Genomic DNA, 25,426 nt, shown 5'->3' with positions numbered 1-25,426 from the left:
AAAAGATTACATATCTAAGTATTTTCTTAAATAAGCAGCTCTATCTTTAAGTTCTTCTAAATAAAAATCGTCTTCGTGTTGTGTAATAACGTTGTAACCATACCTACGAAATGTTTGAATGATTTCATTTATTTCTTCAGAAACAATTTTAAGGGTAACTTCAACACTATTTATATTTTCAGAAGAAATATATGCGCCTAATAATTTACCGTTACTAGCTTCAACTATTTGTGCTACTTGACTCATAGAATAATCTGTTTTATTCTTATCAATGATTAAAGTATCGCTCTCGTAATGTAAAAATGGACTGTTAGCAAAAGCATCTAAAATATCACTCAATTCATAATAACCTACATAATACAAGCTTTTATCAAGAACAGGAATTAAATTCGAGTCGTTATCAGCAAATAAGGAAATTAAATCAAGTAGTGTAGCATTCTCATTTGTGTAAAAATGATCTAATAAATAAGTGTATTCTCTAAGAGTGCCATCGTTATTTTCAAGAGTTTGAATATCACTTTCAGGCAAACACCCTACTAACCTGTTGTTTTCAACAACAGGAATATGAGTTATAGGTAAATCATTACACAGCTTTTGAGCACTTTTTATAGTGCTATTTAATGAGAGTGCTTTAATTTCTTTTAATATAAAATCGTTGATTTTCATTACTACGAATATAGTTTAAAATGTTGGAATGCGTTACCTTTGTAGTCTAATTTTATAGCATGACAAAGTTAAGTGTTAATATTAATAAAATAGCTACACTTCGTAATTCTAGAGGTGGCAATGTGCCTAATTTACTAAAAGTGGCAACCGATATACAGGATTTTGGAGCGGAAGGAATTACGATTCACCCAAGGCCAGATGAACGACATATTCGTTACCAAGATGCTTATGATTTAAAATCAATTGTAACAACTGAATATAATATTGAGGGAAACCCAATTGATAAATTTAAGCAAATGGTGTTAGAAATTAAACCAACACAAGTAACGTTGGTGCCTGATAGTGTTGATCAACTTACGTCTAATGCTGGTTGGGATACCATAACGCATCAATCGTATTTAAAAGATGTGATTGCTGAGTTTAAAGAAGCAGGAATTAGAACATCAATTTTTATTGATACAAATTTAAAGCTAATTGAAGCTGCTGCTAAAACAGGTACTGATAGAGTTGAATTGTATACTGAAGAGTTTGCTACGCAGTACGAAAAAGGGAATAAAGAAGCGGTAAAACCGTACGCAGAAGCTGCAATTTTAGCAAATGAACTAGGACTAGGAGTTAATGCTGGTCATGATTTAAGTTTAGATAATATTCAATTTTTTAAACAAAATATTCCTCATTTAGCCGAAGTATCTATTGGTCATGCACTAATTTCTGAAAGCTTGTATTTAGGACTAGAAAATGTTGTGAATATGTATTTACATCGTTTGCAATAATTATGGAGGTGTTACATTCAAAAATAATTGGAGAAGGACAACTGTTACTTATTTTGCATGGATACTTTGGTATGGGAGATAATTGGAAATCGCATGCTAATAAATTTGCAGAAGATGGTTTTGAGGTGCATTTAATAGATCAGCGTAATCATGGACGAAGCTTTCATGCAGATGCTTTTGATTATGAGTTAATGGTAGGTGATTTATACAACTATATTCAACATCATAACCTTGAAAAAGTAGATTTGCTAGGGCATTCCATGGGAGGAAAAACAGTAATGTTGTTTGCAACCGAATATCCTGAGCTGGTGAATAAGTTAATTGTAGCCGATATTTCTCCAAGGATGTATCCACCACATCATCACGAGATTTTGGCTGCCTTGAACTCTGTAGATTTTTCAGTACAAACCTCACGTAAGTTAGTAGATGAAAAACTGGCTGAGTTAATTTCAGAAAAAGGAATCCGTCAATTTTTAGCAAAAAATGTATACAGAAAAACGAAAGACGAATTAGCATTTCGTTTCAATTTAAAATCGTTAACTGAAAATAATAGTGAAGTAGGAGTAGCGTTACCTTCCTTTACTGTTTTTGAAGGAGAAACGTTGTTTTTACGCGGAGCAAATTCAGGATATATTTCAAAAGAAGATGAGCCATTAATTCAGGCGCATTTTCCAAAAGCAGTGATAAAAACAGTAGCCAATGCTGGACACTGGCTACATGCTGAAAATCCAGAGGATTTTTATAAAGAAGCTATACTTTTTCTAAAGTAAAAAGCGAGGAGGAATTTATTAATTCCTAGTCCCTCGCTTAAAATACTCGCCCCCCGGCGAAAAACAAAAAATTATTAAGGGAAATCACTGTTTATATCGTCAATTAAATTATTAATGTTATTGTCTATTGCCTGTTGGTCTTTCATGTAATTGCGGAAAACAGCAACGATAGCTTTTTCAATAGTCAAGTTTTTTCTTTTACCTGAATACACCTTCTGTATAGTTTCTAAAGAAAAATCATGACCATTTTTGCTCAGGTAGTTTTTTACCTTTTCGCGGTATTTTGGTGGTTTAATTTTTTCTAATTCTTTTCGTTGTGTAGCAGTTATCATAAAAACTCAAGTTGTTTTTTAGAAGTTGATAGCACTTTTTAATTTATATTTGTACGTATTCTGTACTTATTACGAAGTAAAAATACAAACAAAAATCTAAATACGAAAACAAAATTAAATAAAATTTAGAAAAAAGTTATTTTTCAATGAGTGATTTTGTAGATGAAACTTATAAGCGAGTAGAAGAAGTAATTAATTATAAAAGGCTAAATATTAGGTCTTTTGAAGAGATTATTGATGTCTCTAACAATTCTATTGGAACAGCAATAAGAAGAAAATCGTCATTTAAAAGTAATGTGTTAAACAAAATTCTACATTCTTTCCCAGAAATTAACCCAACATGGTTGCTTACGGGAAAAGGAGAAATGTTTCTTAATAATATAGATAAAACTAATGAGCCTGCGTCTAAATACAATCTACTAGATATAAAAAGCAAGGTAAAAGATAATTTAATACATCTGTTATTAGAGGATAAAGAAGTAAAAGAAGCGATAGCGACTCAAGTATTAGAGGCTCTGAAAAAATAACAGCTAAAATTCCTTAAAGCTTAACCTTCATTTTCAGTTAAGCTTTCTAAAGCATAATATAACCTGTTCTGTGCATTATCTTGTGAACCAAAAATAGATCGATATACTTCACCTTTAGGAGTTAGTAGTACCCACTGTGGTGTTCCTTCCGAATTAAAAAAATCATACATTTCGTGATTGTTATCCATATAAATAGGGAATGGAAGCTCGTTTATAGTAAAAATACTTAGAATGTCTTCTTTAGTAACAGTGTTGCTGCTAAAATTACTATGAATACCAATAACCTCAATGTCTTGATAGGTTTGCTTAAACTTGTAGGCTAGTGGAATAGCTCTACCAGTACAACCCAAGCAAGCATTATTATAAAATAAAAGCAATAGAATTTTGTTAGCATATTTTTTAAGTAAATCAACTTCGTTTTGATTAAAATCGGTGACTTTTATTGATGTTACGGTTTTGCTAGTATCCATTTTAGGGTTTTAATTGAAGTTTTAGCAAAGTTATTTAAAAACAAATAGGTTTTAAATCTCTACAAGCTAAAAACATTTTTAACTTGTAGAGTAGTGTTTGTTACTGTAGGTTTTTACCTAAAGTATATACCTTATTTAGCCACAAATTTCTTCGTTTAGGAGTTGAATTTTTCATTACTGAAAAGAAAGTAGTTTTAACAGGTTTAATACCACAAAATTCTAATGTTGCTATTTTAAACTGTCTAATAGCAGGTCTTTTCAAAAAAAAGTAGTCATACCAACTAGGTGTATCAGAAGTTATAATAAGTCGAGATGTTTTACCTTTTAAAAGCTTTTCAGGAAAAGGTTTTCCTTCAATAGGTTGAAAAGTAATTCCAGGTAAAAATGCTCTGTCAATAAAACCTTTCATCATTGCAGGGTAACCAGCCCACCAAATAGGAAAGACCCAAACAATATGATCAGCTTTTTTAATTTTAGCTAATGAATCTTGTAAATCAGGTTCAAGTTCAGTTCTTTTTCGATAACCATATTTAAGTACAGGGCTAAAGTTTAAATCTGTAATGGTAATTTCTTCGATTGTAGCGTCAGTTTTCAAAGCGCCTCTTTTGTAAGAAGCTGCTAGTGCATGGTTAAAACTTTCTTTATCAGGATGTCCGTTTATTAATAAAATATTCTTCATAATATAGTTAAGATTATGAAGCAAAGTACGGATGGTTTTATAAGCTTAAAAAGGACAATTGTCTAATAAAAAACTGATTTTCTAATTCGGCTTAAATGTCGTTGTGTTATGCCTAAATATGAAGCTAGGTACTGTAGTGGGATGGTTTTTAAGTAGTTTGGATGCGTTTCTAACAGTTTTTTGTAACGATTTTCAGCGCTTTCATTTTGTAACACAAAAACCCTGTTTTCAAGGTTTATATATTCTTGCTCAGCAAATATTTTAAAAAGGCGTAGCCAGTTGGTGCTTGAATTTTCTAGCGCTAGAAATTGTTCTTTTGTAATACTGTATAGTTCTACATCTGTTAAAGCTTGAATGTTTTCGTTGGTTTTTGTTTGAGAAATGAAGGATGAATATGCGGTAACAAACGAATTTTCAGATAAAAAACAATAAGTAGACTCTTTTTCATCTGAAGAATGATAAAACGATCTAAAAATACCTGAAGCTATAAAAGCAACTTCTTTACAAGTATTGCCTTCTTGTATGAAAAAATCACCTTTGTTAAGTTTTTTATAGCTGACTATACTTACAAAATTGTCTATTTCTTCTTTGGTAAGAATGTTATATGAGGCTAAGTGTTTTTTGAGCACTTTAGGAATGGTTTTATAAATAGTAGTTTAGTTATTTTTTATAGCGGAAATTATAATGAAAATAGGCCTTCTCATTTCATCTTTCATTTCAGGATATTTCTTCAAAACTAGCTCAGAAGGTTTTGGTTCAGAAATCTCTTGAATATCAAAACCTGATTTAATTACAGTGTTAATTATGGTTTCTAAGGTTCTGTGGTACTTAATTACTTCATGTCCTAAAAAATGAGTTTTTCTTTCTCCTTCGTCTTGATAGTTGTCTATAGGCCAATGTATACGATTTCCGTCTTTATCTAAAAACCAATCTTGTTCTGGTTTAGATGTAAACGATGGGTGCTCCATAGAGAATATAAAACTGCCTCCTTTTTTTAGAGTTTTATTTATTTTGTTAAAAACAGGTTTTAAATCTTTTAAATAGTGGAATGCAAGTGAACTAATTACAATATCGAATTCTTCTGATTTAAAGTTTATATCTTCTATAGCTGTTTGTATATAATTAATAGCCAGTTTTTTTGAGTTTTCTATAGCTTTATCTATCATTTTTTTCGATAAATCAACTCCAGTCACATTTTTGGCACCTTGTTGTTTGGCATAAATACAATGCCACCCATACCCACAACCAAGATCAAGTACATTTTTATTCAGAAAATCAGGCAGCATTTTTTGTAAAACACTCCATTCGCCAGCAGAATTTAAGCCATCAATTGAGCGAGGCATTTTGCCATAACTCTCAAAAAAATCATTATCATCATATTTGTTCTGTTTCATCTTTGTTGGTGTTTTTTACTTGTATAAGCTTTTGTTTTTAACAAAAGTAGTTACTTAATTAAAAGCATCAAACAAAATCTTATAAACCCGACAAAACTGCAGTCTTCTGTTTTTGGTATGGTTGTGGTAAAGTGTATGTAGTGTTACGAATTAATAATTTCAGTAAAAAAAGAGTAAATTTATAATTCATTACTAATTAAATTAAAAAGAAATATGAAAACATTTTTAAAGGTATTGTTAACGGCATTGGCAGTAATTGTATTGGCAAATATTTTACCAGGAGTAACGGTAGCTAGTTATACAACCGCAGTAATTGTGGCAGTAGTAATTGCTTTGTTAAATCTATTTGTGCGTCCGTTGTTAGTGTTTTTTACACTACCAGCAACCATTGTTACGCTAGGGTTGTTCCTATTTGTAATTAATGCGGTAATTATATTATTGGCAGATAAATTAGTGTCAGGATTTGCTGTTAGCGGATTTTTTACAGCGCTCTTGTTCAGTGTATTGCTGTCAATTTTCAGATCGTTAATGTTTTCGCTATTAAAAGAAGGAGATGAATAAGTAACCTAAAACATTAAAAACTAGAAAATAAGGGAGGTAAAAAAGATAATATTCTTATAGCTAAAAGTCTTGGTTATCAATAAATAAAGTAGTAATTTTGCACCCGATTTTTTAAGAAACAGATTTTTAAGATGAATATAACAAAAGAAAACGTAGATGCATTAAATGCAGTTGTAAAAGTTGATATTGTTGCAGAAGATTATCAAGATAAAGTAACAAAAGTATTAAACGATTACCGTAAAACAGCTAACATTCCAGGTTTTAGAAAAGGTCATGTACCAATGGGAATGGTAAAGAAGCAATACGGAAAATCAGTAATGATTGATGAGGTAAACAAGCTTTTACAAGAGTCGTTAAACAAATTCTTAGTTGAAGAAAAGTTAGATATCTTAGGTAACCCATTACCAAGAGTTCAAGAAGATTTCAATTGGGATGCTGATAAATTCTCTTTTGAGTTTGAATTAGGATTAGCTCCTGAGTTCGACGTAAACTTACAACCAAAAAACAAAGTAACTCAATATAACATAGTTGCTACAGACGAGTTAATCGAAAAAGAAGTTGAAAACATTCAATCTCGTTACGGTAAAATGTCTGCTAAAGACGAAGCTACAGAAGAAACTAACGTTACTGGTACTTTCGTAAACGAAGAGAAAGAAATCAACAAAAAATCTACAATTTCTGTAAAAGATATTAAAGGAAAAACAAACTTAAAAAAGTTTGTAGGTGCTAAAGTAGGAGACGTTTTAGAATTAAAAACTAAAAACTTATTTGAAGATGAGCACAAGTTACAAGGAGCTTTAGGAGTATCTCACGACGAGGTTCACGATTTAGACATTCCTGTAACTTTTACTATTGAAGAAATTACTGAGATAGAACCAGCAGAATTAGATCAAGAGTTATTTGATAAGTTATTTGCTGACGGAAGTGTAAAAACTGTAACTGAATTAAAAGACAAAATTAAAGAAGACGCAGAAAAGCAATTCCAACAACAAGCAGATCAACAATTGTTAAACGCAATTACTGAGAACTTAGTGGATAACACAAAGTTTGACTTACCAGTTGAATTCTTACAAAAGTGGTTACAAACTGCTGGAGAAAAAGAATTAACTGCAGATGAAGCTGTTGAAGAATATAACAAGTCTGAAAAAGGATTACGTTACCAATTAATCGAAGGAAAGATTATGAAAGATAACGATATCAAATTAGACTATGCAGAGTTAGTAGACTATGCAAAAGGATTTATTAGAGCTCAAATGGCTCAGTTTGGAAACATGAATCCAGAAGAAAAAGAATTAGATGATATCGCAGGAAGAATCTTACAAAACCAAGATGAAGCACGTCGTTTACAAGAGCAATTAATTTCTCAAAAATTATTAGCTTTCTATAAAGAAAACATGAGCTTTGAGACTAAAGAAGTTTCTTACGAAGATTTCATTAAAGAAGTATATAAGTAACAGTTAATTACTGATGTTATAAATAAAAACCTGAATGTACATTCAGGTTTTTTTAGCCATTAACTGTAACAAAATACTAACGAAATAGTTCTTATATTTACATCTTTATAACCCAAAAACATTTTAAAAATGGATTACGGAAAAGAGTTCGAAAAATACGCAACTAAGCACCACGGAATAAATAGTAACTACTATGGGAAAATTACAAGTAGTTTAACGCCATATATTATGGAAGAACGTCAGATGAATATTACTCAAATGGATGTTTTTTCTCGTTTAATGATGGATAGAATTATCTTTTTAGGTACTGGAATTAACGACCAAGTAGCTAATATAATTCAAGCACAATTATTATTCTTAGAAAGTGTAGATGCGAATAAAGATATTTCAATTTACATCAACTCACCAGGAGGTGGAGTATATGCTGGTTTAGGTATTTATGATACTATGCAGTTTATTAAACCAGATGTAGCAACAATTTGTACAGGTATGGCTGCTTCTATGGGAGCTGTGTTAATGTGTGCAGGAGAAAAAGGAAAACGTTCTGCGTTACCACATTCTCGTATTATGATTCACCAACCATTAGGTGGAGCACAAGGGCAAGCATCTGATATTGAAATTACAGCTCGTGAAATTTTAAAATTAAAAGATGAGTTGTATCAAATAATATCAAAACACTCAGGTCAAACAGTAGAAAAAGTAAACCAAGATTCTGATAGAGATTATTGGATGAAAGCCGAAGAAGCGAAAGCTTATGGTATGGTAGACGAAATTTTAACTAGAAAATAATAAACAGCTAATAGCAGTGAGCTGTTGGCAATAAGCTGATAAGATGTCGAAAGAAGAAAATTTACAATGTTCCTTTTGTGGGCGTAAAAAACCAGAAACCGATTTATTAATCGCAGGTTTAGATGCACATATATGTGATAAATGTATTGAGCAAGCTCATGGAATTGTAGAAGAGGAAATAGCTGAAGCTAAAACAAGTGATTTATCAAAAGATCTTACCTTAAAAAAGCCAAGAGAAATTAAAGCTTTTTTAGATGAATATATCATAGGGCAAGATCAAACCAAAAGAGCCATGTCTGTAGCAGTGTACAATCACTATAAAAGATTGTTACAAACTAGAGATGACGAAGATGAGGTAGAGATTGAAAAATCAAATATCGTTTTAGTAGGAGAAACAGGAACAGGAAAAACCTTAGTAGCTCGTACAATTGCAAGAATGCTGAACGTACCATTTTCTATTGTAGATGCTACCGTGTTAACACAAGCAGGTTATGTAGGAGAAGATGTGGAAAGTATTTTGAGTCGTTTGTTACAAGCAGCTGATTACGATGTTGAAAAAGCAGAAAGAGGTATTGTATTTATTGATGAAATAGATAAAATAGCTCGTAAAGGAGACAATCCATCAATTACACGTGATGTTTCTGGTGAAGGTGTGCAACAAGCTTTATTAAAGTTATTAGAAGGAGCAGTTGTAAATGTAGCTCCTAAAGGAGGAAGAAAGCACCCAGAACAAAAGTTTATTGAAGTAAATACCAAAGATATTTTATTTATTGCTGGAGGAGCTTTCTCTGGAATAGATAGAATTATTAGTAAACGTTTAAATATGCAAGCGGTTGGTTATAGTGCCTCGGTAGAAGAAGATAAAATCGATCACGACAACTTATTACAATACATTACACCATTAGATTTAAAATCTTTCGGATTAATTCCAGAAATAATTGGTCGTTTACCAGTATTGAGTTATATGAATCCGTTAGATGAAAAAACACTTAGAGCTATTTTAACAGAGCCTAAGAACTCAATTATAAAGCAATATACCAAGTTGTTTTCAATGGACGATGTTGAGTTTACGATGACTGAAGAAGCATTACAGTTTATTGTTAACAAGGCAGTAGAGTATAAGTTAGGTGCTCGTGGATTACGTTCGTTATGTGAAGCTATTTTAACCGATGCGATGTTTGACATGCCAAGTTCTGAAGAAAAAGAATTTAAGGTAACAAAAGAATATGCAGAGTCGAAATTAACAAAGTCGGCATTAAAGAAATTAAGAGCTGCATCTTAAAAATATTTACTGAAAGAAATAAAAAAAGCCATCTAATTAGATGGCTTTTTTTATTTTATAAATATGTTATTCTGTTTTATGAAGCTTACTATATTGTTCTATCCATTTAGTAATTTCTTCATCTTTAATATCATATTTGTGCATAAGATCTTCTCTTATTTGCTTTAAGTATTTTTCATTTAAAACACTTTTCTCATATTCAGAAATAACTAATTGTTTAAAGCTTTCAGCATACTTTTGTACAGGCTTTTTAACCTCTTCAGGTTTGCTTTCAGTGGTTTTTACTGTCTTTTTTTCTGCCTCTTCTACAACAATCTCTTCAACAATTTCTTCTGTAACTTTGTTGTCCGCTACAACACCATTACTTGTTGCATACGTAGTTTTTTCGTCTTTATACCAACCTTGAGGAATGTTAGCTAGTTGTTCTTTACTAACGATAATAGTTTTAATCTTATTTCCTGTAACATCCATACTTTCTAAATTAGGACAGTTTGAAACGTCTAATGTAGTAAGTTGATTGTAACTAGCGTATAAACTTTGAATATTAGGATTTTCACCTAGTATTAAAGATGTTAATTTGTTATAATCGCAACTTATATAAGTTAAGTTAGGGTTTTTACTAACGTCTAAACGCTCAATTTTGTTTTCACTACAGTTTAAGAAACTAATAGAAGAGCTTTGCGATAAATCAATTTTTGTAATCTCGTTACCAAAACAATCTAAACGTTTTAAATTAGGAAAACTTTCTAAACCAGTTAAATCTTTAATTTTAGAATAAACATTAGGTAAGTCTTTGTTTGTAACAGGATCGTTAATATTTAAGTTGGTAACATATTCTGCATCACTAATTGTAATACTACCATTTAAACCATTAGAGTCAATTTTTAAATTGATTAAACATTCTTCTAAGCCAATATCTGGAATTCGAATAGTTTCTTGTGAGTAGATGTTAAATGCAAATAATGTTGCAAAACAAAAGGGGGTAATTGTTTTCATCATAAGGGGAATTTTTGCCAAAATTATGTAATTATATGTTTTTAGCAAATTAAATTTGCCTAGAGTTTTATAACAATAAGATAACTTTTAAAACTAGTAGTATATTTGTTAGTTGTATTTTTATAATATATGATAACCCAACAAACCATAGATAGAGTTTTTGAAAGCGCTCGAGTAGAGGAAGTGATAGGAGAATTCGTTCAGTTAAAAAAATCAGGAAGTAACTTTAAAGGGTTGAGTCCGTTTACAGACGAACGTACTCCTTCGTTTATGGTATCGCCTGTAAAACAAATTTGGAAAGATTTTAGTACGGGAAAAGGAGGAAATGCAATTTCATTTTTAATGGAACACGAGCATTATACCTATCCAGAAGCAATACGTTGGTTAGCGAAAAAATACAATATTGAAATTGAAGAAACCGAGCAGTCTGATGAGCAAAAACAACAGATGAATGAGCGAGAAAGTATGTTTCTGGTTTCAAAATTTGCCAAAGACTACTTTCATGATGTATTAATGAATACACAAAACGGAAGAGCAATTGGGCTGTCTTATTTCAAAGAGAGAGGGTTTAGAGAAGATACTATTGAAAAGTTTGATTTAGGGTATTGTAAAGACGAATGGGATAATTTTACCAAAGCAGCGTTGGATAAAGGTTACGATTTAAAGTATCTAAAATCTACAGGTTTAACGATTGTAAAAGAAGGAGGAGCAGAAGATAGGAAGTTCGACCGATTTAAAGGACGTGTGATGTTTCCTATTCACAGTATGTCTGGACGTATTTTAGGTTTTGGAGGTAGAATACTTACCAACGATAAAAAAGCCGCAAAATACCTGAATTCTCCTGAGAGTGATATCTATCATAAAAGTAAAATTCTTTACGGTCTATATCAAGCTAAAAAAGAAATAGCGAAAGAAGATAACTGTTTTTTAGTAGAAGGATATACTGATGTAATTTCATTTCATCAATCAGGAATTGAAAATGTCGTAGCCTCTTCTGGTACTGCATTAACGCCCGATCAAATTCGTTTGGTAAATCGATTAACACAGAATATAACTGTGCTTTTTGATGGTGATGCAGCAGGAATTAGAGCCTCAATTCGTGGAATCGATTTAATTCTTGAGCAAGGAATGAATGTAAGGGTAGTGGCTTTCCCTGAAGGTGAAGACCCTGATAGTTTTGCTAAAGCACACTCTAATGCTGAATTAAAACAGTATTTAGAAGAAAAATCACAAGACTTTATAGAGTTCAAGGTTTCTTTATTAATGAAAGAAGCGGCGAACGACCCTGTAAAAAAAGCAGGTTTAATTCGAGATATAGTTACAAGTATTTCTAAAATTCCTGATGGTATTCAACGAGAAGTGTATGTGCAAGAATGTGCACGTATTATGGACATTTCTGAGAGAGTATTATTTAGTGAGTTAGCCCAGTTGTTAAAAAAAGGAGCAACAGCAACGAGAAAGAGTAGTGCAGGGCAAGACCCTAACCAACCACCTCCAGAATATTTTCAAGAGCAAGGGCAAGCTTCAATGGAAGCAATAAAAGGAGGGAAAGGAAAGTTGCAACACAATATCAATCAGTTAAATATTCTTGAAAAAGAAGTTATAAGAATATTGTTATTGTATGGTAACGAAATTGTTGATTTTGTAAACTGGGTAGACGCAGTTGATGAAAGAGGACGTCCATTTTTAGAAAAAGAAGAATATCAAAACACGGTTTCAAACGAGTTGTACTTGAACTTACAGGAAGATGAAATAGAGTTTACCAACGAAATATTTCGATTAACCTATTATGAGTTAATTCATCAATTAAATCAAGATGAAAAAATTAAAGTAGATCATTTGGTAATGCACGAAAATCCACAAATATCTAGTCTTGTAACAAATATTTTGATGGATGAAGAAAAATACAATCTAAGCGATTGGGAGCGTAAAGAAGTTTTTGTAACGGAAACAGTAAAAATTCTTCCAAAGTTAGTAACGGATGCTATTTTAAACTTACGTAGAGTTTTGATTGAAGAAAAAATTAAAGAAATCTTACAAGAAAGCCAAGAGCAAAAAGCAGTTCCAAATCTAGAAGAAATAAGTAATTATACAGGGTTAAAAAAACGTCTTTTTGAAAAACTAAACCGTGTAATCTAAGGTCTTGGTAAGTTGCTAATTTTTCAAGAATTTATGTTTCTTAACATTTTTTTTGTAACTTCGACAGCGAAAAGAACAAGAAAATAAAGAAAAATGAGAAAGTTGCTACAAATTCTAGAGTTGCTTAGGTTGCTAGTTATATTACCTTTTAATATTTCTAACGGGCATAAAAAGAGCGCTTACCAAAGGATTAAGCGACAAATGATGTCGGTTAATTTACTTTAATTCTTTAGGAATTTCACAAATAGGAATAGGAATCATTTTATGCTGATTAATTCGGTTAAGACGCGTGTATATTTTATATACCTCTAGTTCTCTACCAGAAAAGTCATCCACATTTTTACCAGCATTTTGCATTTCCATTGCCCATTCTAACTCGTCGTATGAAGCTCCTATTTGGTCTTCGTCTGTTCTACTATCACCAAATAAACCATCAGTAGGTTGCGCTTTTTGAATAGAAGAAGGAACATCTAAATATGCGGCCAATTCATATACCTCTGATTTTACTAAGTCAGCGATAGGACTCAAATCAACACCACCATCTCCGTATTTGGTATAAAAACCTACACCAAAATCTTCCACTTTATTTCCAGTTCCTGCTACTAGTAAACCTTGTATGCCAGCAAAATAATACAAAGTTGTCATACGTAAACGAGCACGGGTGTTTGCCAAAGCTAAATCTACTTTAGGAGAAGACTCTACTGGAGGAACGACCGTTTTAAAATCTTCAAAAGTAGAGGTTAAATTTACTTCTGCTTCACTTACATTGCTAAAGCGTTCTTTTAATTGTTTTATGTGTTCATTAGCTCTGCTTACTTGACTTTTAGCTTGATGAATAGGTAACTCAACACACAACGTAGGTAAACCAGTTTTAGCACACAAAGTTGAAGTAACTGCACTATCAATACCGCCAGAAATTCCTACAACAAAACCATTTACTTTGGCATTTGTAGCGTAATCTTTTAACCAATTTATAATGTGTTCAGCAACCTTAGGAGTATTCATTTTTGTGATATTTTAAGAGTTTACAGTTAAGTGGTAAAAACTAATTTAGTAATTTCGACGTTGTAATTTAGAATGTAAATATACTAAAGTTCATGAGAAAAATTTTAGCACTAGTTGCGTTAGTTTTCATAAGCCTTTCATGTAAAAATGATGAAAGTAACAAGTTAGATGTAGATGTATCTACGATTAACGTAAATGTTGATGTAGACCGTTTTGATGTTGATTTTTATACAACTAAACTAAACGAATTAAATAAGACAAAAGAAAAGTATCCGATGCTTTTTCCTCCTCAACCTGATAGTGTTTGGGTAAACAAAATTAATAATAAAGATGAGCAAGAGTTATTTACTGAAACCCAAAAAGTTTTTCCTGATATAGAAGAAGAAAAGGAGCAGTTAATATCATTATTTAAGCATGTAAAATATTATAATCCAAGGTTTGTTAGTCCGAAAGTGATTACCATGCTAACAAATATTGATTATAATAACAGGATTGTGTATACTGATAGTTTATTGTTGATTTCTTTAGATTCTTACCTAGGAAAAGAACATGAGTTTTATAATGACTATCCGGCTTATGTAAAGCAAAATAATACTAAAAAACACATCGTAGTTGACGTTGCCAAGGCTATAGTAAGTAAACAAATGTTGCCAAGTATGGCGAGAAGTTTCATAGACAAAATGATTTATCGAGGAAAAAAAATGTATTTGCTAGATGCTTATTTACCTAACATACCTGATGCTGTAAAAATAGGGTATTCACAAAAGAAACTAGAGTGGGCAGAGAGAAATGAAGAACAAATTTGGATGTATTTTATAGAAAAAGATTTATTGTACAGTACTAGTAAAGATGTAGATAAACGTTTTTTAGATCTAGCTCCTTTTTCTAAGTTCTATATGGAAGAAGATGGTCAATCACCTGGTAGAATAGGAGAGTGGATTGGTTGGCAAATCGTACGTTCGTACATGCAAAAGAATGATGTATCTTTGCATCAATTATTACAAACAAGTGAAGAGGAAATCTTCAAAAACTCAAGATATAAACCAAAAAGATAATGGCGATAGAGCATACATCAAAAATAACATTTAAAGTAGGGTTAGACGAAAATAGAATTCCAGAAGAAATTACTTGGAATGCAGAAGACGGAGGTATAAAAGATGAAGCTTCAAAAGCAATTATGCTATCTGTTTGGGATCATAAACAAAAAGATACGTTACGTATGGATTTATGGACTAAAGATATGCCTGTAGATGAAATGAAGCAATTTTTCCATCAAACTTTAGTGTCTATGGCAAACTCTTTTGAAAGAGCTACAAACGACGAAAAAATGAGTGCTACCATGCGTGATTTTTGCGATTACTTTGCTGAAAAGCTAGAGTTAATTAAGAAATAAAAAAAGCAGCTTTAAAAGCTGCTTTTTTATGCGTTGTAATTTTTTATCTTATTAATAATGGTTTCATAATCATTAGAGTTGTTTACAAAATCTAAATCAGAAACATCAACAATTAGAATATTTAAATCAGGTTGTGTTTTAATAAAATTGCTGTAACCATCATGGATTTTTTGTAAGTAACTCGCTTCTATATTTTGTTCGTAATCGCGCCCGCGTTTTTTAATGTTTTCTAACAAACGCTCTGTATTTTGATATAAGTACACATACAAATCAGGCTTTGTGATTTCTTTGTACATTAAATCAAACATTTTTCTATACAACTTATACTCATCACTATGCAAAGTCACTTGTGCAAAAATGAGTGATTTAAAAATATAGTAATCAGAAACAATAAAGTTTTTAAATAAATCGAATTGCGCTAAATCGTCAGAAAGTTGTTGGTAACGATCTGCTAAAAAACTCATTTCTAAAGGAAAAGCATAGCGCTCATTGTCGTTATAAAACTTTGGTAAAAACGGATTGTCCGCAAAACGTTCTAAGACAATTTTTGCGTTAAATTCATCAGACATCATATTGGCTAATGATGTTTTTCCGGCACCAATATTACCTTCAATAGCTATGTAATTATACTTTTCGGTAATGGGAACAGGTCTTTTTAATTTTATACTAAGCTTTGTAATTTCAGAAGTGTCTGGGCAATTTTCTAAACAAATATATAAATGTTTTTTTTCTATTGGATGAATAACATTACGGGCAATATCAACCAAAGGAACTAAAGCGAATTTACGTTCTAACATTCTTGGATGTGGCACGATTAAGGTTTTAGAGAAGATAATCTCATCATCAAATAATAAAATATCTAAATCTATTAACCTATCAGAATATCCTTCGGTATTTTTTCGAGTTCTTCCAAGCTCTTTTTCTATAGAAAGTAATCTAAGTATTAACTGTTCTGGAGGTAAATACGTTGAAACTTTAATACAAGTGTTGTAAAAATTATTACTGTCAAATCCCCATGAAGCAGTTTCGTATACAGATGCTACTTTTAATACAGCACCTACTTTATCCGCAATTAAGTTAATTGCTTTCTGAATGTTAGTTAGCTTATCTCCTTGGTTGGTTCCTATAGAAATGTATGTGATTCGTTGTATTTTCATGAATGGGATGCAAAGAAAACTAAAACTAAAAAAAGAAAGGCTAAAAAAAGATTTTTTATTTAAATAAATTTTTCAAAAAAAAAGGTAGGGTATTTTATTAGTCACTTGTTATAGTAGTGGATTTCTTTATAGAGTAAGATTTTTATATGATTATTGGGGAATGATCTGAAACAACTCTAAAGTTAAAGGCTGCTAATTTTAGCAGCCTTTCTTCATTTAAAAGAAGTATATAAAAATAAAAAAGCAACCTTATAAGGTTGCTTTTTTATATCTAAAGAATTTTTATGATTCTTTTTTATCTTGTCTAGGTTTTCTATCGTCACGACGATTATCGCGATTACGATTATCTCTTCCTTTGTTGTTATCTCTAGGAGGTCTTGCTACATAACCTTCTGGTTTAGGTAATAAGGCTTTACGAGATACTTTTTCTTTACGTGTTTTTGGGTCAATTCCGAAGTATTTTACATCTAAAATATCTCCTAAATTAACAACGTCAGTTACATTGTTTGTACGTTCCCAAGCTAATTCGCTAACGTGTAGTAAAACTTCATTTCCTGGAGCTTCAGTATATTCTACAACAGCACCAAAATCTAATAACTTCACTACTTTTACTTCATATACAGAACCTTTTTCAGGTTTAAACATCATTGAATCGATGCGAGCAATAACCTTATCAATTCCTTCTTGGTTTGTTCCTAAAATCTCAACGATACCTTCTTCAGTAACAGGGTCTTCGTTAATAACAATCGTAGTTTCTGTTTCTTTTTGTAACTCTTGGATGTGTTTTCCACCCGGACCAATAAATGCTCCAATTAAGTCGTTAGGAATTACTCTATTTACCATTTTAGGAGCATGAGATTTAACATCGTCATTTGGAGTAGCGATAGTATCTGTTAATTTTTCTAAGATATGTAAACGACCATCACGAGCTTGTTTTAAAGCTTTTACTAAGATTTCATATGACAACCCTTTAATCTTAATATCCATTTGACAAGCTGTAATACCATCAGCAGTACCAGTTACTTTAAAGTCCATGTCTCCTAAGTGATCTTCATCTCCTAAAATATCAGATAAAACAGCATAACGATCACCATCAGAAATTAACCCCATTGCAATACCAGAAACTGGTTTTTTCATTTGAACCCCTGCGTCCATCAGTGCCATTGTACCCGAACAAACAGTAGCCATTGAAGAAGAACCATTAGATTCTAATACTTCAGATACTATACGAACTGTATAAGGGCAATCTTCAGGAATCATTCCTTTTAAAGCTCTTTGAGCTAGGTTACCATGACCAATTTCACGGCGAGAAGTTCCTCTTAAAGGGCGTGCTTCTCCAGTTGAAAAAGGAGGGAAGTTATAGTGTAAGTAGAATTTTTCTTCTCCTTGCATTGTTGGAGAATCTACCATGTTTGCATCTCTAGAAGTACCTAAAGTTACGGTAGCTAATGCTTGAGTTTCTCCACGTGTAAAGATTGATGAACCATGAGTTCTTGGTAAGTAATCTACCTCACACCAAATAGGTCTAATATCAGTAGTGGTACGTCCGTCTAAACGTAAACCTTCATTTAAAGTTAAATCTCTAACAGCTGCTTTGTGTGCTTTACTAAAATATTTTCCTACTAAATCACCGTATTCTTCTAATTCTTCTTCGGTGAACATTGCAATAACCTCTTCTTTAACTTCAGAAAAAGCTAACCCTCTTTCTTGTTTAGAAGTTCCTTTTTTAGCAATGTCATAACATTTTTGGTAAGCTGCATCATGAATTTTTTGTGCTAACTCTTCGTCTTCAGCTTCTCCTTCATACTCACGAGTTTCTTTTTTACCAAAAGCTTCCGCCAGTGCTACTTGAGCATCACATTGTACTTTAATAGCCTCGTGTGCCACACGGATTGCTTCTGCCATTTCTTCTTCAGAAACTTCATCCATTTCTCCTTCAACCATTGCAACAAAGTCATTAGAAGCTCCAACCATTAAGTCGATATCCGCTTCAGCTAATTGAGTAGCACTAGGGTTGATAATGAATTCACCATTAATACGTGCAACACGTACTTCCGAAATCGGTGCTTCAAAAGGGATGTCTGATAATTGAATTGCAGCAGAGGCAGCTAAACCAGCTAAGGCATCTGGCATTACTTCTTCATCATGAGACATTAATTGAATCATTACCTGAGTTTCTGCGTGATAATCTTTTGGGAATAGTGGACGCAATACACGGTCTACTAAACGCATTGTTAAAATTTCTTCGTTTGAAGGGCGTGCTTCACGCTTCATAAATCCACCAGGGTAACGACCTGCAGCTGCAAATTTTTCACGGTAATCTACCGTTAATGGTAAAAAGTCAATACCTGGATTTGCAGTTCTTGCTGATACAACTGTTGCTAATAACATTGTATCTCCCATTCTTACAACAACAGAACCATCTGCTTGTTTTGCTAATTTTCCTGTTTCTAATGTGATGGTTCTCCCATCTCCAAGTTCTATTACTTGGTTAAATACTTTTGGAATCATAAATTAATTCTTCTAAATTTTAATTCGTTTTTGTTTGTTGTTGTGTTGTTGTTGCTCCAATGGAAAATCAAAATTGTTGTTAGTAATTTTGAGCTTTTTATATATAAATTTCTGTTTGTTAGTCAGAAATAAACTTCATGTAAAAATAAAAAAGAGGCACGTTTATAGAGCCTCTTTTCTTGTAGAATTATTTTCTAATTCCTAATTCTTTAATAATCGCACGATATCTATTAATCTCTTTTTTCTTTAGATAATCTAATAAGCTTCTACGCTTACCTACCATACGTACTAACGAGCGTTCTGTGTTAAAATCTTTACGATTTTTCTTTAAGTGCTCAGTTAAGTGGTTAATTCTGTGCGTAAATAACGCGATTTGACCTTCTGCAGTACCAGTATCATTTGCTCCTTTACCGTGTTTTGCGAAGATTTGTTCTTTAACTTCTTTTGTTAAATACATGCCAATATTATTTAAATGATTATTATGTACTCAATGCATTTACATTGAAGATGCAAATGTACGATTATTTTTTTGAATGGTAACGAAAAAGTTAGAAAGCAAAAAAGCTAGCAATCGCTAGCTTTTTTGTTATGCTCTTACAGGTTGATTTTGTATTAAATCTAAATATAAGTTTACCTGTTTTTTTAAGTCTTTTCGTTCGTAAATACCATCTAAGAAACCGTGTTCTAATAAAAATTCAGAACGTTGGAAACCTTCTGGTAAATCTTTACCAGTAGTATCTTTTACTACACGAGGTCCTGCAAATCCAATTAAAGCATTTGGTTCAGCAATGTTTATGTCTCCTAACATGGCAAATGAAGCTGTGGTCCCTCCAGTAGTTGGATCGGTACATAAAGATATGTATGGAATTTTAGCCTCAGCTAATTGCGCTAGCTTTGCAGAAGTTTTAGCTAATTGCATTAAAGAAAGCAAAGCCTCTTGCATACGAGCTCCTCCTGATTTAGAAATCATTAAGAAAGGAATATTGTTTTTGATAGAATAATCAATAGCTCTTGCTATTTTTTCACCAACAACGCTTCCCATAGATCCACCAATAAAAGCAAAATCCATTGAAGCAATTACTAAATCTTTTCCCATTGATTTACCAACAGCAGCACGAGCAGCATCTTTTAATCCTGTTTTCTTCTGAGCAGCTTTTAGTTTTTCAGGGTACTTTTTAGTATCCTCAAATTTTAATGGATCTTTAGCAGATAATTTTGGATCAAGTTCTGTGAACTTATTATCGTCAAAAAATATTTCAAAATATTCTTTACTCCCTATACGTACATGATATCCATCTTCTGGACTTACGTATAAATTTTTTTTAAGTTCGTCTGTGTCAATTATCTTTCCGCTTGGGGTTTTATACCACAAGCCTTTTGGTGTGTCTTTTTTTTCTTCTGTTGGGGTTTGAATCCCTTTGTCTGTACGTTTAAACCAAGCCATAATTTAGTTTTTTAATCTTTAGTTGTTTGGTTTTTCTTTTTCAAAGAATTTTATAATGTGTTTACATTATTTAGGTCCTCAAAAGCTTTCTTTAATCGAGCTTTAAAAGTTTGTTCTCCTTCACGTAACCATTTACGAGGGTCATAATGTTTTTTGTTAGGAACATCATCTCCTTCAGGGTTACCGATTTGAGATTGCAAATATGCAGATTTTTCTTTCATATAATCACGAACACCTTCGGTAAATGCATATTGTAAATCGGTATCGATATTCATTTTTATAACTCCGTAACTAATAGCTTCACGAATTTCTTCTAAAGTAGAACCAGATCCTCCGTGGAATACAAAGTCGATTGTGTTATGAGGAACGTTATATTTTTCTGAAATGTGTTCTTGTGAGTTCTTTAAAATTTTTGGAGTTAATTTTACGTTTCCTGGTTTATATACTCCGTGAACATTTCCGAAGGCAGCAGCAATAGTAAATTGCGGACTAACTTTCATTAATTCTTCATAAGCATAAGCTACTTCTTCTGGTTGTGTGTATAATTTAGAGCTATCAACATCTGTATTATCAACACCGTCTTCTTCACCTCCAGTAATTCCTAATTCAATTTCTAAAGTCATCCCCATTTTACTCATACGAGCAAGATATTCTTTACAAATTTCAATATTTTCTTCTATTGGTTCTTCACTTAAATCAATCATGTGTGAACTGTATAGAGGTTTTCCTGTCTCTTTATAAAATTGCTCACTAGCATCTAATAAACCATCAATCCAAGGTAATAATTTTTTTGCAGCATGATCGGTATGTAAAATAACAGGAATACCATATGCCTCTGCTAATAAGTGTATATGTTTAGCACCAGCTACTGCACCAGCAATAGCAGCTTTTTCATTATCATTTGATAAGCCTTTACCTGCATTGAATTGAGCACCTCCATTAGAGAACTGGATTATTACAGGCGAGTTAAGTTCTTTAGCTGTTTCTAAAACCGTATTAATAGTATTTGATCCTACAACATTAACAGCTGGTAAGGCAAAACCTTTTTGTTTTGCTAATTCAAAAATTGCTTGAACTTCTTTTCCGGTGGCAACTCCAGGTTTAATCATTTTTTATTTGTTTAGTAGTGTGTTACATAAATTATGGAACAAATCTACGCTTTTTTATACAAGTTGCGATAAATTTTTAATAGAAAGTACTTTGTTAAAAGGGGTAATTAATACCTATGTTTAGTACGGAATTAGAGAAGTTAAAGTTTTGAAACCACTTATTATTAGTTAGATATGGTTCATGTGCTTTGAATCCTAAATCTAATCTTGCAATTAAGAATTTAAAGTCATAACGAAGTCCAAAACCAGCACCAACAGCAATATCTTTTAACGATTTAAAACCATTAAATTTAGCTGGGTCATCAACAAATTCCGTATTGGTTATATCCCAAATATTTCCTGCATCTACAAATAAGGCAGATTTTAAAGAACCAAAAACGTTAAAACGGTACTCGAAACTAGTTAAAAACTTTAAACTACCTATATTATACTCAAGAATAGGAGCTCGGGTACCAGGGCCTAAGTCGTATGTTCTCCAAGCGCGGATATCGTTAGATCCTCCTGCAAAATAACTACGAGAAAAAGGAACGCCAGAATTATCATAAGTAAAAATAGCTCCAAGAAAAGTTCTGTGCGCTAAAACATTGTTATCACCTAAATCCCAATATTTTTTGTATTCGATGTCCGTTTTAAAGTATTGAGCGATGGGGATTTTGAATACGGTTTTTTGCCCAGAGCTGTTTGTCTTTTTTGATAAAAGCCCCATGATGTTTCCCGAGTTAGCTATTCGAATCTTAAAGAAAGAAAAACTAGCATCCTTAATGCTTTCTTGGTTATTGTAGGTATAGCCGTAGGCTATCTCAGGAATTAAAAAGTCAGAAGTTACAATGTTATATCTATTAGCAAGGTTTAAAACATTTTGAAACTCATTGGGGTTTGAAGCTGCAAAATCGGCATCAGTAAGCACGTTTGAAACAAAGTTAATGATCTCATTAGAACTACTAGGGGTGTTGTCTGGAAAAGTATATGATGGATCATAAATTTTAGAAACTTCAGCTAATTTTCGATATTCTGAATTATAAATTGAAAAATAATTATCAACATTTAGGTTTCTAATATATTGAGTGTTTAACAGTTCTAGTTGAATAGACTTTTTCTTATCATAATCCCATTTGTAATCTATTCCAACAGATATGTTTTGTTTATCTAAACCAATATTTTTTTGAATTCCAATCCCTGAATAAAATTTAGTTCTTGGAAACATTCTTTTAGGAACCAGTTTACTTAGCCCGAAAGGAGCCATAAAGCGAGGTACTTCCAATGAAATATCAGAACCAACTTCCCAACCAGGTCCATTGTTTGAGTTAAAATAAGAACCAAAAGTTGATAATTTAAAAAGTTCAGCGCCTTTAAAGGTATTTCTATTTGTTAATGAAAACTTTAAAGAAACATCAAAATTACGAATGTTTGAACGTGATAACTCAGTTTCAAAACCTAAAGTATATTTTTCAATAGGAGTTAAATATACATTGGCCTCTAATTCATTTTCACTTAGCTCATTGTATCGAATAGAAGTGGCTTTGAAATTTTTTAGTCCTCTTAAATGTGTACGAGTTAAATTTCTTAGTGAATCACTGTAAACAGTATTTGGTTTTATAAATATAGATTGAGATAAATACTTTGGGTTGTATTTTAATTTTCGAAGAGCGTAAAAGTTAATTCCTTTGTAAGAGGTAGTATCTCTATATTTGGAGTTTCTTGTACTATAGGTATAATCAGTAAAAACATTTACTTTCTTTAATTTTTGAATTTGAAAGGGAACTGTTTTATCAGAAATATTAATATCTACATCAGTTTTTTCATAGTTTTTTAAAGTGTCATTTTCAAATGAAATATAGTTTTCATTAAATTGATATATTCCTTTGTTTCTAAAAAGTTTCACAAGCCGATTAGCTTCTTTTATGAAGTTGTCATTTTTATAATGGTCTCCAGACTTTAAGTAGCTTTTGTCTTTTGTAAGCTGGTATAGGGAGTCTAAAACTGGCGATGTAATAAAGGTTTTTATAGTGTCAAGGTAAGAAGGATTTCCTTTTGTAATATGATAACTAATTTCTCCTTTCTTTTTACCTATAGTATCTTTTTTTGAGGAAACTTTTGCTCTAAAGTATCCTTCAGTTTGAAAATAAGCTTTTAAATTATCTACAGTTCTGTTAGTTTTTATATCATCAATTATAATAGGAGCTTGTCCACTAGTTAAAAACCAATTATTAAAACCAATAAATGTTTTAGCTACAGCAATACTTTGTTTCTCTGAAAATATATTCTTATAAAAATTATAGGTTTTTGGATTTTTTTTAGCCCATTCACTCGGTGTTTTGGGCGCTCCAGGGTTCCCTAAATTATAAAAATGTAAGGATAAAGGCATACCTAGAGCCTTTGCATTAGGACGTTGTAATAGTAATTCAGAGATGTTTTCACTTGAGTTTTTTACACTGTCAATATATACCGTGTTTTTGGCTAGCAATAACTCGTTTTCTTTAACATATTTAATCGTGCTACAAGAGCTGAATAAGACTACTAATAAAAAGAAGAAAGAAAGTTTTTTCATTAACTTTACGCCTCGTATTAAGAATCAAAAATACTATTTTTTAGTGGTTTTAGAGTGTTAAAAATAATTTAATGAGTTTATCTAGAAACAATATAAAGTTAATAACTAGTTTACAACAAAAAAAGTATAGACAAAAGCATCAATTATTTGTTGCAGAAGGGGTAAAGGTGGTTAAAGAATTACTAGCGTCTTCTTTGGAAGTAGAACAATTATATACTACTGAAGAGTCATTTATTTCTCCAAAAAATGTAGAGGTTACTTTGATTTCTGAAAACGAATTAAAAAAGATTAGTACTTTAAAAACACCAAATAAAGTGTTGGGAGTGTTTAAAACTCCTAAAGAAGAAGAGGTTAATAAAAGTAATTTTATGGTTGCTTTAGATGGTATAAATGACCCAGGAAATCTAGGAACAATTATTCGTTTATGTGATTGGTTTGGAGTTTCGGAGTTGGTGTGCTCTAAAAACACGGTTGATTGTTATAACCAAAAGGTGGTTCAATCTACTATGGGGTCACTTACAAGAGTTCATGTTTCATATGTTGATTTGTCTGAATTTTTAAAGAAAACTTCACTACCTATTTATACTGCAGATATGCATGGAGATAATGTATACACCACCTCATTACCTCAAAAGGCTATTTTAGTAATGGGAAATGAGGCAAATGGTATTTCACCTGAAATTGCAGAGATTGTTAAAAACAGTGTAACTATTCCAAGGTTTGGAGATTTACAACAAACTGAAAGCTTAAACGTAGCTACTGCAACAGCTATTTTATTAAGTGAGTTTAAAAGAGGATTAAAATAATCCGTTTATTTGAGCATCTATTCGGTCAATAATATAGCCTAAATCTTCTTGATTATCCACAAAGTCTAAATTATCAACATCAATAATTAATAATTTCCCTTTGGTATACTGACTAATCCAAGCTTCATAACGTTCATTTAACCTGCTTAAGTAATCAATGCTAATAGAGTTTTCATATTCTCTACCACGTTTATGAATTTGACCTACTAATGTGGAAATATCTGCACGTAAATAAATTAATAAATCAGGTGGAGTCACCAAATTTTCCATCAATTCAAATAACGAAGAATAGTTACTGAAATCTCGGTTAGTCATAAGCCCCATAGCATGTAAGTTGGGAGCAAAAATATGAGCGTCTTCGTAAATAGTTCTATCTTGAATTATTTTTTTGCCAGATTTACGTAGCTCTAACACTTGGCGAAAACGACTGTTTAAAAAGTAAACTTGTAAATTAAAAGACCAACGCTCCATTTCAGCGTAGAAATCGTCTAAGTATGGATTTTCATCAACCGATTCAAAATGAGCTTCCCAATTGTAGTGTTTTGCTAATAATTTTGTTAAAGTGGTTTTACCTGCGCCAATGTTCCCGGCAATTGCTACGTGCATAATTGTCTGTGTAAA

The 25,426-nt window shown here is 31.8% G+C and carries 26 protein-coding genes; 11 read left to right on the top strand and 15 right to left on the bottom strand.

The window, feature by feature from the left end; translation table 11 throughout:
* Positions 1–6: 6 nt before the first annotated feature.
* Positions 7–666: a CBS domain-containing protein gene (locus D6T69_RS15735; RefSeq protein WP_125069056.1), complete on the bottom strand. Its 660-nt coding sequence runs from the start codon at positions 664–666 to the stop codon at positions 7–9.
* A gap of 59 nt (positions 667–725) precedes the next feature.
* Here D6T69_RS15735 and D6T69_RS15730 point away from each other — a divergent pair, with 59 nt between their 5' ends.
* Together D6T69_RS15730 and D6T69_RS15725 are read left to right on the top strand one after the other, a co-directional pair.
* On the top strand, positions 726–1,439 hold the full coding sequence (locus D6T69_RS15730; RefSeq protein ID WP_125069053.1) for a pyridoxine 5'-phosphate synthase: 714 nt from the start codon (positions 726–728) through the stop codon (positions 1,437–1,439).
* Between the two features lie 2 nt (positions 1,440–1,441).
* Entirely contained in the window at positions 1,442–2,209 is a 768-nt protein-coding gene (locus D6T69_RS15725) for an alpha/beta fold hydrolase (RefSeq protein WP_125069051.1), read from the top strand.
* Positions 2,210–2,283: 74 nt separating this feature from the next.
* Here the strand turns inward: D6T69_RS15725 and D6T69_RS15720 are convergent, their stop codons facing one another.
* Positions 2,284–2,541, bottom strand: coding sequence for a hypothetical protein (locus D6T69_RS15720; protein WP_125069050.1), 258 nt, complete (start codon positions 2,539–2,541; stop codon positions 2,284–2,286).
* A 146-nt stretch (positions 2,542–2,687) separates the two neighbouring features.
* On the opposite strand from D6T69_RS15720, the gene D6T69_RS15715 reads away from it, so the two are divergent.
* Positions 2,688–3,068 (top strand): hypothetical protein, encoded by a 381-nt coding sequence (locus D6T69_RS15715; RefSeq protein ID WP_125069048.1) that lies wholly within the window; start codon positions 2,688–2,690, stop codon positions 3,066–3,068.
* Between the two features lie 20 nt (positions 3,069–3,088).
* Here D6T69_RS15715 and D6T69_RS15710 read toward each other — a convergent pair whose 3' ends face one another.
* From D6T69_RS15710 to D6T69_RS15695, 4 genes are all read right to left on the bottom strand, one after another.
* A complete protein-coding gene (locus D6T69_RS15710; RefSeq protein WP_125069046.1) occupies positions 3,089–3,538 on the bottom strand; it encodes a TlpA family protein disulfide reductase in 450 nt (149 codons plus the stop codon).
* 100 nt (positions 3,539–3,638) lie between these two features.
* Positions 3,639–4,217 carry an NAD(P)H-dependent oxidoreductase gene (locus D6T69_RS15705; RefSeq protein WP_125069044.1) on the bottom strand — a complete coding sequence of 193 codons (579 nt, stop codon included), beginning with the start codon at positions 4,215–4,217 and terminating at the stop codon, positions 3,639–3,641.
* Between the two features lie 62 nt (positions 4,218–4,279).
* Positions 4,280–4,846: a Crp/Fnr family transcriptional regulator gene (locus D6T69_RS15700; protein ID WP_125069042.1), complete on the bottom strand. Its 567-nt coding sequence runs from the start codon at positions 4,844–4,846 to the stop codon at positions 4,280–4,282.
* Between the two features lie 27 nt (positions 4,847–4,873).
* Positions 4,874–5,611, bottom strand: coding sequence for a class I SAM-dependent methyltransferase (locus D6T69_RS15695; protein WP_125069040.1), 738 nt, complete (start codon positions 5,609–5,611; stop codon positions 4,874–4,876).
* Positions 5,612–5,824: 213 nt separating this feature from the next.
* On the opposite strand from D6T69_RS15695, the gene D6T69_RS15690 reads away from it, so the two are divergent.
* The 4 genes from D6T69_RS15690 to clpX all read left to right on the top strand — a co-directional run bounded on the left by D6T69_RS15690 (position 5,825) and on the right by clpX (position 9,697).
* Positions 5,825–6,172: a phage holin family protein gene (locus D6T69_RS15690; protein WP_047788622.1), complete on the top strand. Its 348-nt coding sequence runs from the start codon at positions 5,825–5,827 to the stop codon at positions 6,170–6,172.
* A gap of 131 nt (positions 6,173–6,303) precedes the next feature.
* The gene (gene tig / locus D6T69_RS15685; RefSeq protein WP_125069038.1) at positions 6,304–7,626 is read left to right on the top strand and encodes a trigger factor; all 1,323 of its coding nucleotides are present in this window, start codon (positions 6,304–6,306) and stop codon (positions 7,624–7,626) included.
* A gap of 129 nt (positions 7,627–7,755) precedes the next feature.
* Positions 7,756–8,415, top strand: a complete 660-nt coding sequence (gene clpP / locus D6T69_RS15680; RefSeq protein ID WP_125069036.1) for an ATP-dependent Clp endopeptidase proteolytic subunit ClpP — start codon at positions 7,756–7,758, stop codon at positions 8,413–8,415.
* A 43-nt stretch (positions 8,416–8,458) separates the two neighbouring features.
* Positions 8,459–9,697: an ATP-dependent Clp protease ATP-binding subunit ClpX gene (clpX, locus tag D6T69_RS15675; protein WP_125069034.1), complete on the top strand. Its 1,239-nt coding sequence runs from the start codon at positions 8,459–8,461 to the stop codon at positions 9,695–9,697.
* Between the two features lie 66 nt (positions 9,698–9,763).
* Here clpX and D6T69_RS15670 read toward each other — a convergent pair whose 3' ends face one another.
* Positions 9,764–10,696: a leucine-rich repeat domain-containing protein gene (locus D6T69_RS15670; protein WP_125069032.1), complete on the bottom strand. Its 933-nt coding sequence runs from the start codon at positions 10,694–10,696 to the stop codon at positions 9,764–9,766.
* A 126-nt stretch (positions 10,697–10,822) separates the two neighbouring features.
* Here D6T69_RS15670 and dnaG point away from each other — a divergent pair, with 126 nt between their 5' ends.
* Complete coding sequence (dnaG, locus tag D6T69_RS15665; protein ID WP_125069030.1) at positions 10,823–12,832, top strand: DNA primase; 2,010 nt, start codon at positions 10,823–10,825, stop codon at positions 12,830–12,832.
* A gap of 216 nt (positions 12,833–13,048) precedes the next feature.
* On the opposite strand, the gene nadE is transcribed toward dnaG, so the two are convergent.
* Positions 13,049–13,837 (bottom strand): NAD(+) synthase, encoded by a 789-nt coding sequence (nadE, locus tag D6T69_RS15660; protein ID WP_125069028.1) that lies wholly within the window; start codon positions 13,835–13,837, stop codon positions 13,049–13,051.
* Positions 13,838–13,929: 92 nt separating this feature from the next.
* Between nadE and gldB the strand changes: the two genes are divergently transcribed.
* Positions 13,930–14,892, top strand: coding sequence for a gliding motility lipoprotein GldB (gene gldB, locus D6T69_RS15655; RefSeq protein WP_125069026.1), 963 nt, complete (start codon positions 13,930–13,932; stop codon positions 14,890–14,892).
* Positions 14,892–15,230: a gliding motility protein GldC gene (gene gldC, locus D6T69_RS15650; RefSeq protein WP_125069024.1), complete on the top strand. Its 339-nt coding sequence runs from the start codon at positions 14,892–14,894 to the stop codon at positions 15,228–15,230. The genes gldB and gldC overlap by 1 nt, the downstream gene beginning before the upstream one ends.
* A 26-nt stretch (positions 15,231–15,256) precedes the next feature.
* Here the strand turns inward: gldC and folK are convergent, their stop codons facing one another.
* From folK to tamL, 6 genes are all read right to left on the bottom strand, one after another.
* Positions 15,257–16,387 carry a 2-amino-4-hydroxy-6-hydroxymethyldihydropteridine diphosphokinase gene (folK, locus tag D6T69_RS15645; protein WP_125069022.1) on the bottom strand — a complete coding sequence of 377 codons (1,131 nt, stop codon included), beginning with the start codon at positions 16,385–16,387 and terminating at the stop codon, positions 15,257–15,259.
* Between the two features lie 282 nt (positions 16,388–16,669).
* A complete protein-coding gene (locus D6T69_RS15640; protein WP_047788612.1) occupies positions 16,670–18,898 on the bottom strand; it encodes a polyribonucleotide nucleotidyltransferase in 2,229 nt (742 codons plus the stop codon).
* A 187-nt stretch (positions 18,899–19,085) separates the two neighbouring features.
* Positions 19,086–19,355: a 30S ribosomal protein S15 gene (rpsO, locus tag D6T69_RS15635; RefSeq protein WP_047788611.1), complete on the bottom strand. Its 270-nt coding sequence runs from the start codon at positions 19,353–19,355 to the stop codon at positions 19,086–19,088.
* Between the two features lie 129 nt (positions 19,356–19,484).
* Positions 19,485–20,342: an acetyl-CoA carboxylase, carboxyltransferase subunit beta gene (gene accD / locus D6T69_RS15630; RefSeq protein WP_047788610.1), complete on the bottom strand. Its 858-nt coding sequence runs from the start codon at positions 20,340–20,342 to the stop codon at positions 19,485–19,487.
* A 50-nt stretch (positions 20,343–20,392) separates the two neighbouring features.
* Positions 20,393–21,451, bottom strand: a complete 1,059-nt coding sequence (gene fbaA / locus D6T69_RS15625) for a class II fructose-bisphosphate aldolase (RefSeq protein WP_125069021.1) — start codon at positions 21,449–21,451, stop codon at positions 20,393–20,395.
* Between the two features lie 94 nt (positions 21,452–21,545).
* Positions 21,546–23,999: a translocation and assembly module lipoprotein TamL gene (tamL, locus tag D6T69_RS15620; protein WP_125069019.1), complete on the bottom strand. Its 2,454-nt coding sequence runs from the start codon at positions 23,997–23,999 to the stop codon at positions 21,546–21,548.
* A 71-nt stretch (positions 24,000–24,070) separates the two neighbouring features.
* Between tamL and D6T69_RS15615 the strand changes: the two genes are divergently transcribed.
* Positions 24,071–24,805, top strand: coding sequence for a TrmH family RNA methyltransferase (locus D6T69_RS15615; RefSeq protein WP_125069017.1), 735 nt, complete (start codon positions 24,071–24,073; stop codon positions 24,803–24,805).
* On the opposite strand, the gene D6T69_RS15610 is transcribed toward D6T69_RS15615, so the two are convergent.
* Entirely contained in the window at positions 24,797–25,411 is a 615-nt protein-coding gene (locus D6T69_RS15610; RefSeq protein ID WP_125069014.1) for a deoxynucleoside kinase, read from the bottom strand. The genes D6T69_RS15615 and D6T69_RS15610 overlap by 9 nt on opposite strands.
* Positions 25,412–25,426 lie beyond the last annotated feature (15 nt).

This window comes from Tenacibaculum singaporense, from assembly GCF_003867015.1.
Lineage (GTDB): Bacteria > Bacteroidota > Bacteroidia > Flavobacteriales > Flavobacteriaceae > Polaribacter > Polaribacter singaporensis.
This window is presented reverse-complemented; position numbering and strand designations above follow the sequence as displayed.

Bases quoted from the DNA above. Each gene is read 5' to 3' on its own strand.
- D6T69_RS15720 (WP_125069050.1), bottom strand. From the start codon at position 2,541: ATGATAACTGCTACACAACGAAAAGAATTAGAAAAAATTAAACCACCA.
- D6T69_RS15705 (WP_125069044.1), bottom strand. From the start codon at position 4,217: ATGAAGAATATTTTATTAATAAACGGACATCCTGATAAAGAAAGTTTT.
- D6T69_RS15735 (WP_125069056.1), bottom strand. From the start codon at position 666: ATGAAAATCAACGATTTTATATTAAAAGAAATTAAAGCACTCTCATTA.
- D6T69_RS15615 (WP_125069017.1), top strand. From the start codon at position 24,071: ATGAGTTTATCTAGAAACAATATAAAGTTAATAACTAGTTTACAACAA.
- D6T69_RS15640 (WP_047788612.1), bottom strand. From the start codon at position 18,898: ATGATTCCAAAAGTATTTAACCAAGTAATAGAACTTGGAGATGGGAGA.
- D6T69_RS15670 (WP_125069032.1), bottom strand. From the start codon at position 10,696: ATGATGAAAACAATTACCCCCTTTTGTTTTGCAACATTATTTGCATTT.
- folK (WP_125069022.1), bottom strand. From the start codon at position 16,387: ATGAAAATACAACGAATCACATACATTTCTATAGGAACCAACCAAGGA.
- tig (WP_125069038.1), top strand. From the start codon at position 6,304: ATGAATATAACAAAAGAAAACGTAGATGCATTAAATGCAGTTGTAAAA.
- gldC (WP_125069024.1), top strand. From the start codon at position 14,892: ATGGCGATAGAGCATACATCAAAAATAACATTTAAAGTAGGGTTAGAC.
- dnaG (WP_125069030.1), top strand. From the start codon at position 10,823: ATGATAACCCAACAAACCATAGATAGAGTTTTTGAAAGCGCTCGAGTA.
- accD (WP_047788610.1), bottom strand. From the start codon at position 20,342: ATGGCTTGGTTTAAACGTACAGACAAAGGGATTCAAACCCCAACAGAA.
- clpP (WP_125069036.1), top strand. From the start codon at position 7,756: ATGGATTACGGAAAAGAGTTCGAAAAATACGCAACTAAGCACCACGGA.
- fbaA (WP_125069021.1), bottom strand. From the start codon at position 21,451: ATGATTAAACCTGGAGTTGCCACCGGAAAAGAAGTTCAAGCAATTTTT.
- nadE (WP_125069028.1), bottom strand. From the start codon at position 13,837: ATGAATACTCCTAAGGTTGCTGAACACATTATAAATTGGTTAAAAGAT.
- D6T69_RS15610 (WP_125069014.1), bottom strand. From the start codon at position 25,411: ATGCACGTAGCAATTGCCGGGAACATTGGCGCAGGTAAAACCACTTTA.
- D6T69_RS15690 (WP_047788622.1), top strand. From the start codon at position 5,825: ATGAAAACATTTTTAAAGGTATTGTTAACGGCATTGGCAGTAATTGTA.
- D6T69_RS15710 (WP_125069046.1), bottom strand. From the start codon at position 3,538: ATGGATACTAGCAAAACCGTAACATCAATAAAAGTCACCGATTTTAAT.
- gldB (WP_125069026.1), top strand. From the start codon at position 13,930: ATGAGAAAAATTTTAGCACTAGTTGCGTTAGTTTTCATAAGCCTTTCA.
- clpX (WP_125069034.1), top strand. From the start codon at position 8,459: ATGTCGAAAGAAGAAAATTTACAATGTTCCTTTTGTGGGCGTAAAAAA.
- rpsO (WP_047788611.1), bottom strand. From the start codon at position 19,355: ATGTATTTAACAAAAGAAGTTAAAGAACAAATCTTCGCAAAACACGGT.
- D6T69_RS15695 (WP_125069040.1), bottom strand. From the start codon at position 5,611: ATGAAACAGAACAAATATGATGATAATGATTTTTTTGAGAGTTATGGC.
- D6T69_RS15730 (WP_125069053.1), top strand. From the start codon at position 726: ATGACAAAGTTAAGTGTTAATATTAATAAAATAGCTACACTTCGTAAT.
- D6T69_RS15725 (WP_125069051.1), top strand. From the start codon at position 1,442: ATGGAGGTGTTACATTCAAAAATAATTGGAGAAGGACAACTGTTACTT.
- D6T69_RS15715 (WP_125069048.1), top strand. From the start codon at position 2,688: ATGAGTGATTTTGTAGATGAAACTTATAAGCGAGTAGAAGAAGTAATT.
- tamL (WP_125069019.1), bottom strand. From the start codon at position 23,999: ATGAAAAAACTTTCTTTCTTCTTTTTATTAGTAGTCTTATTCAGCTCT.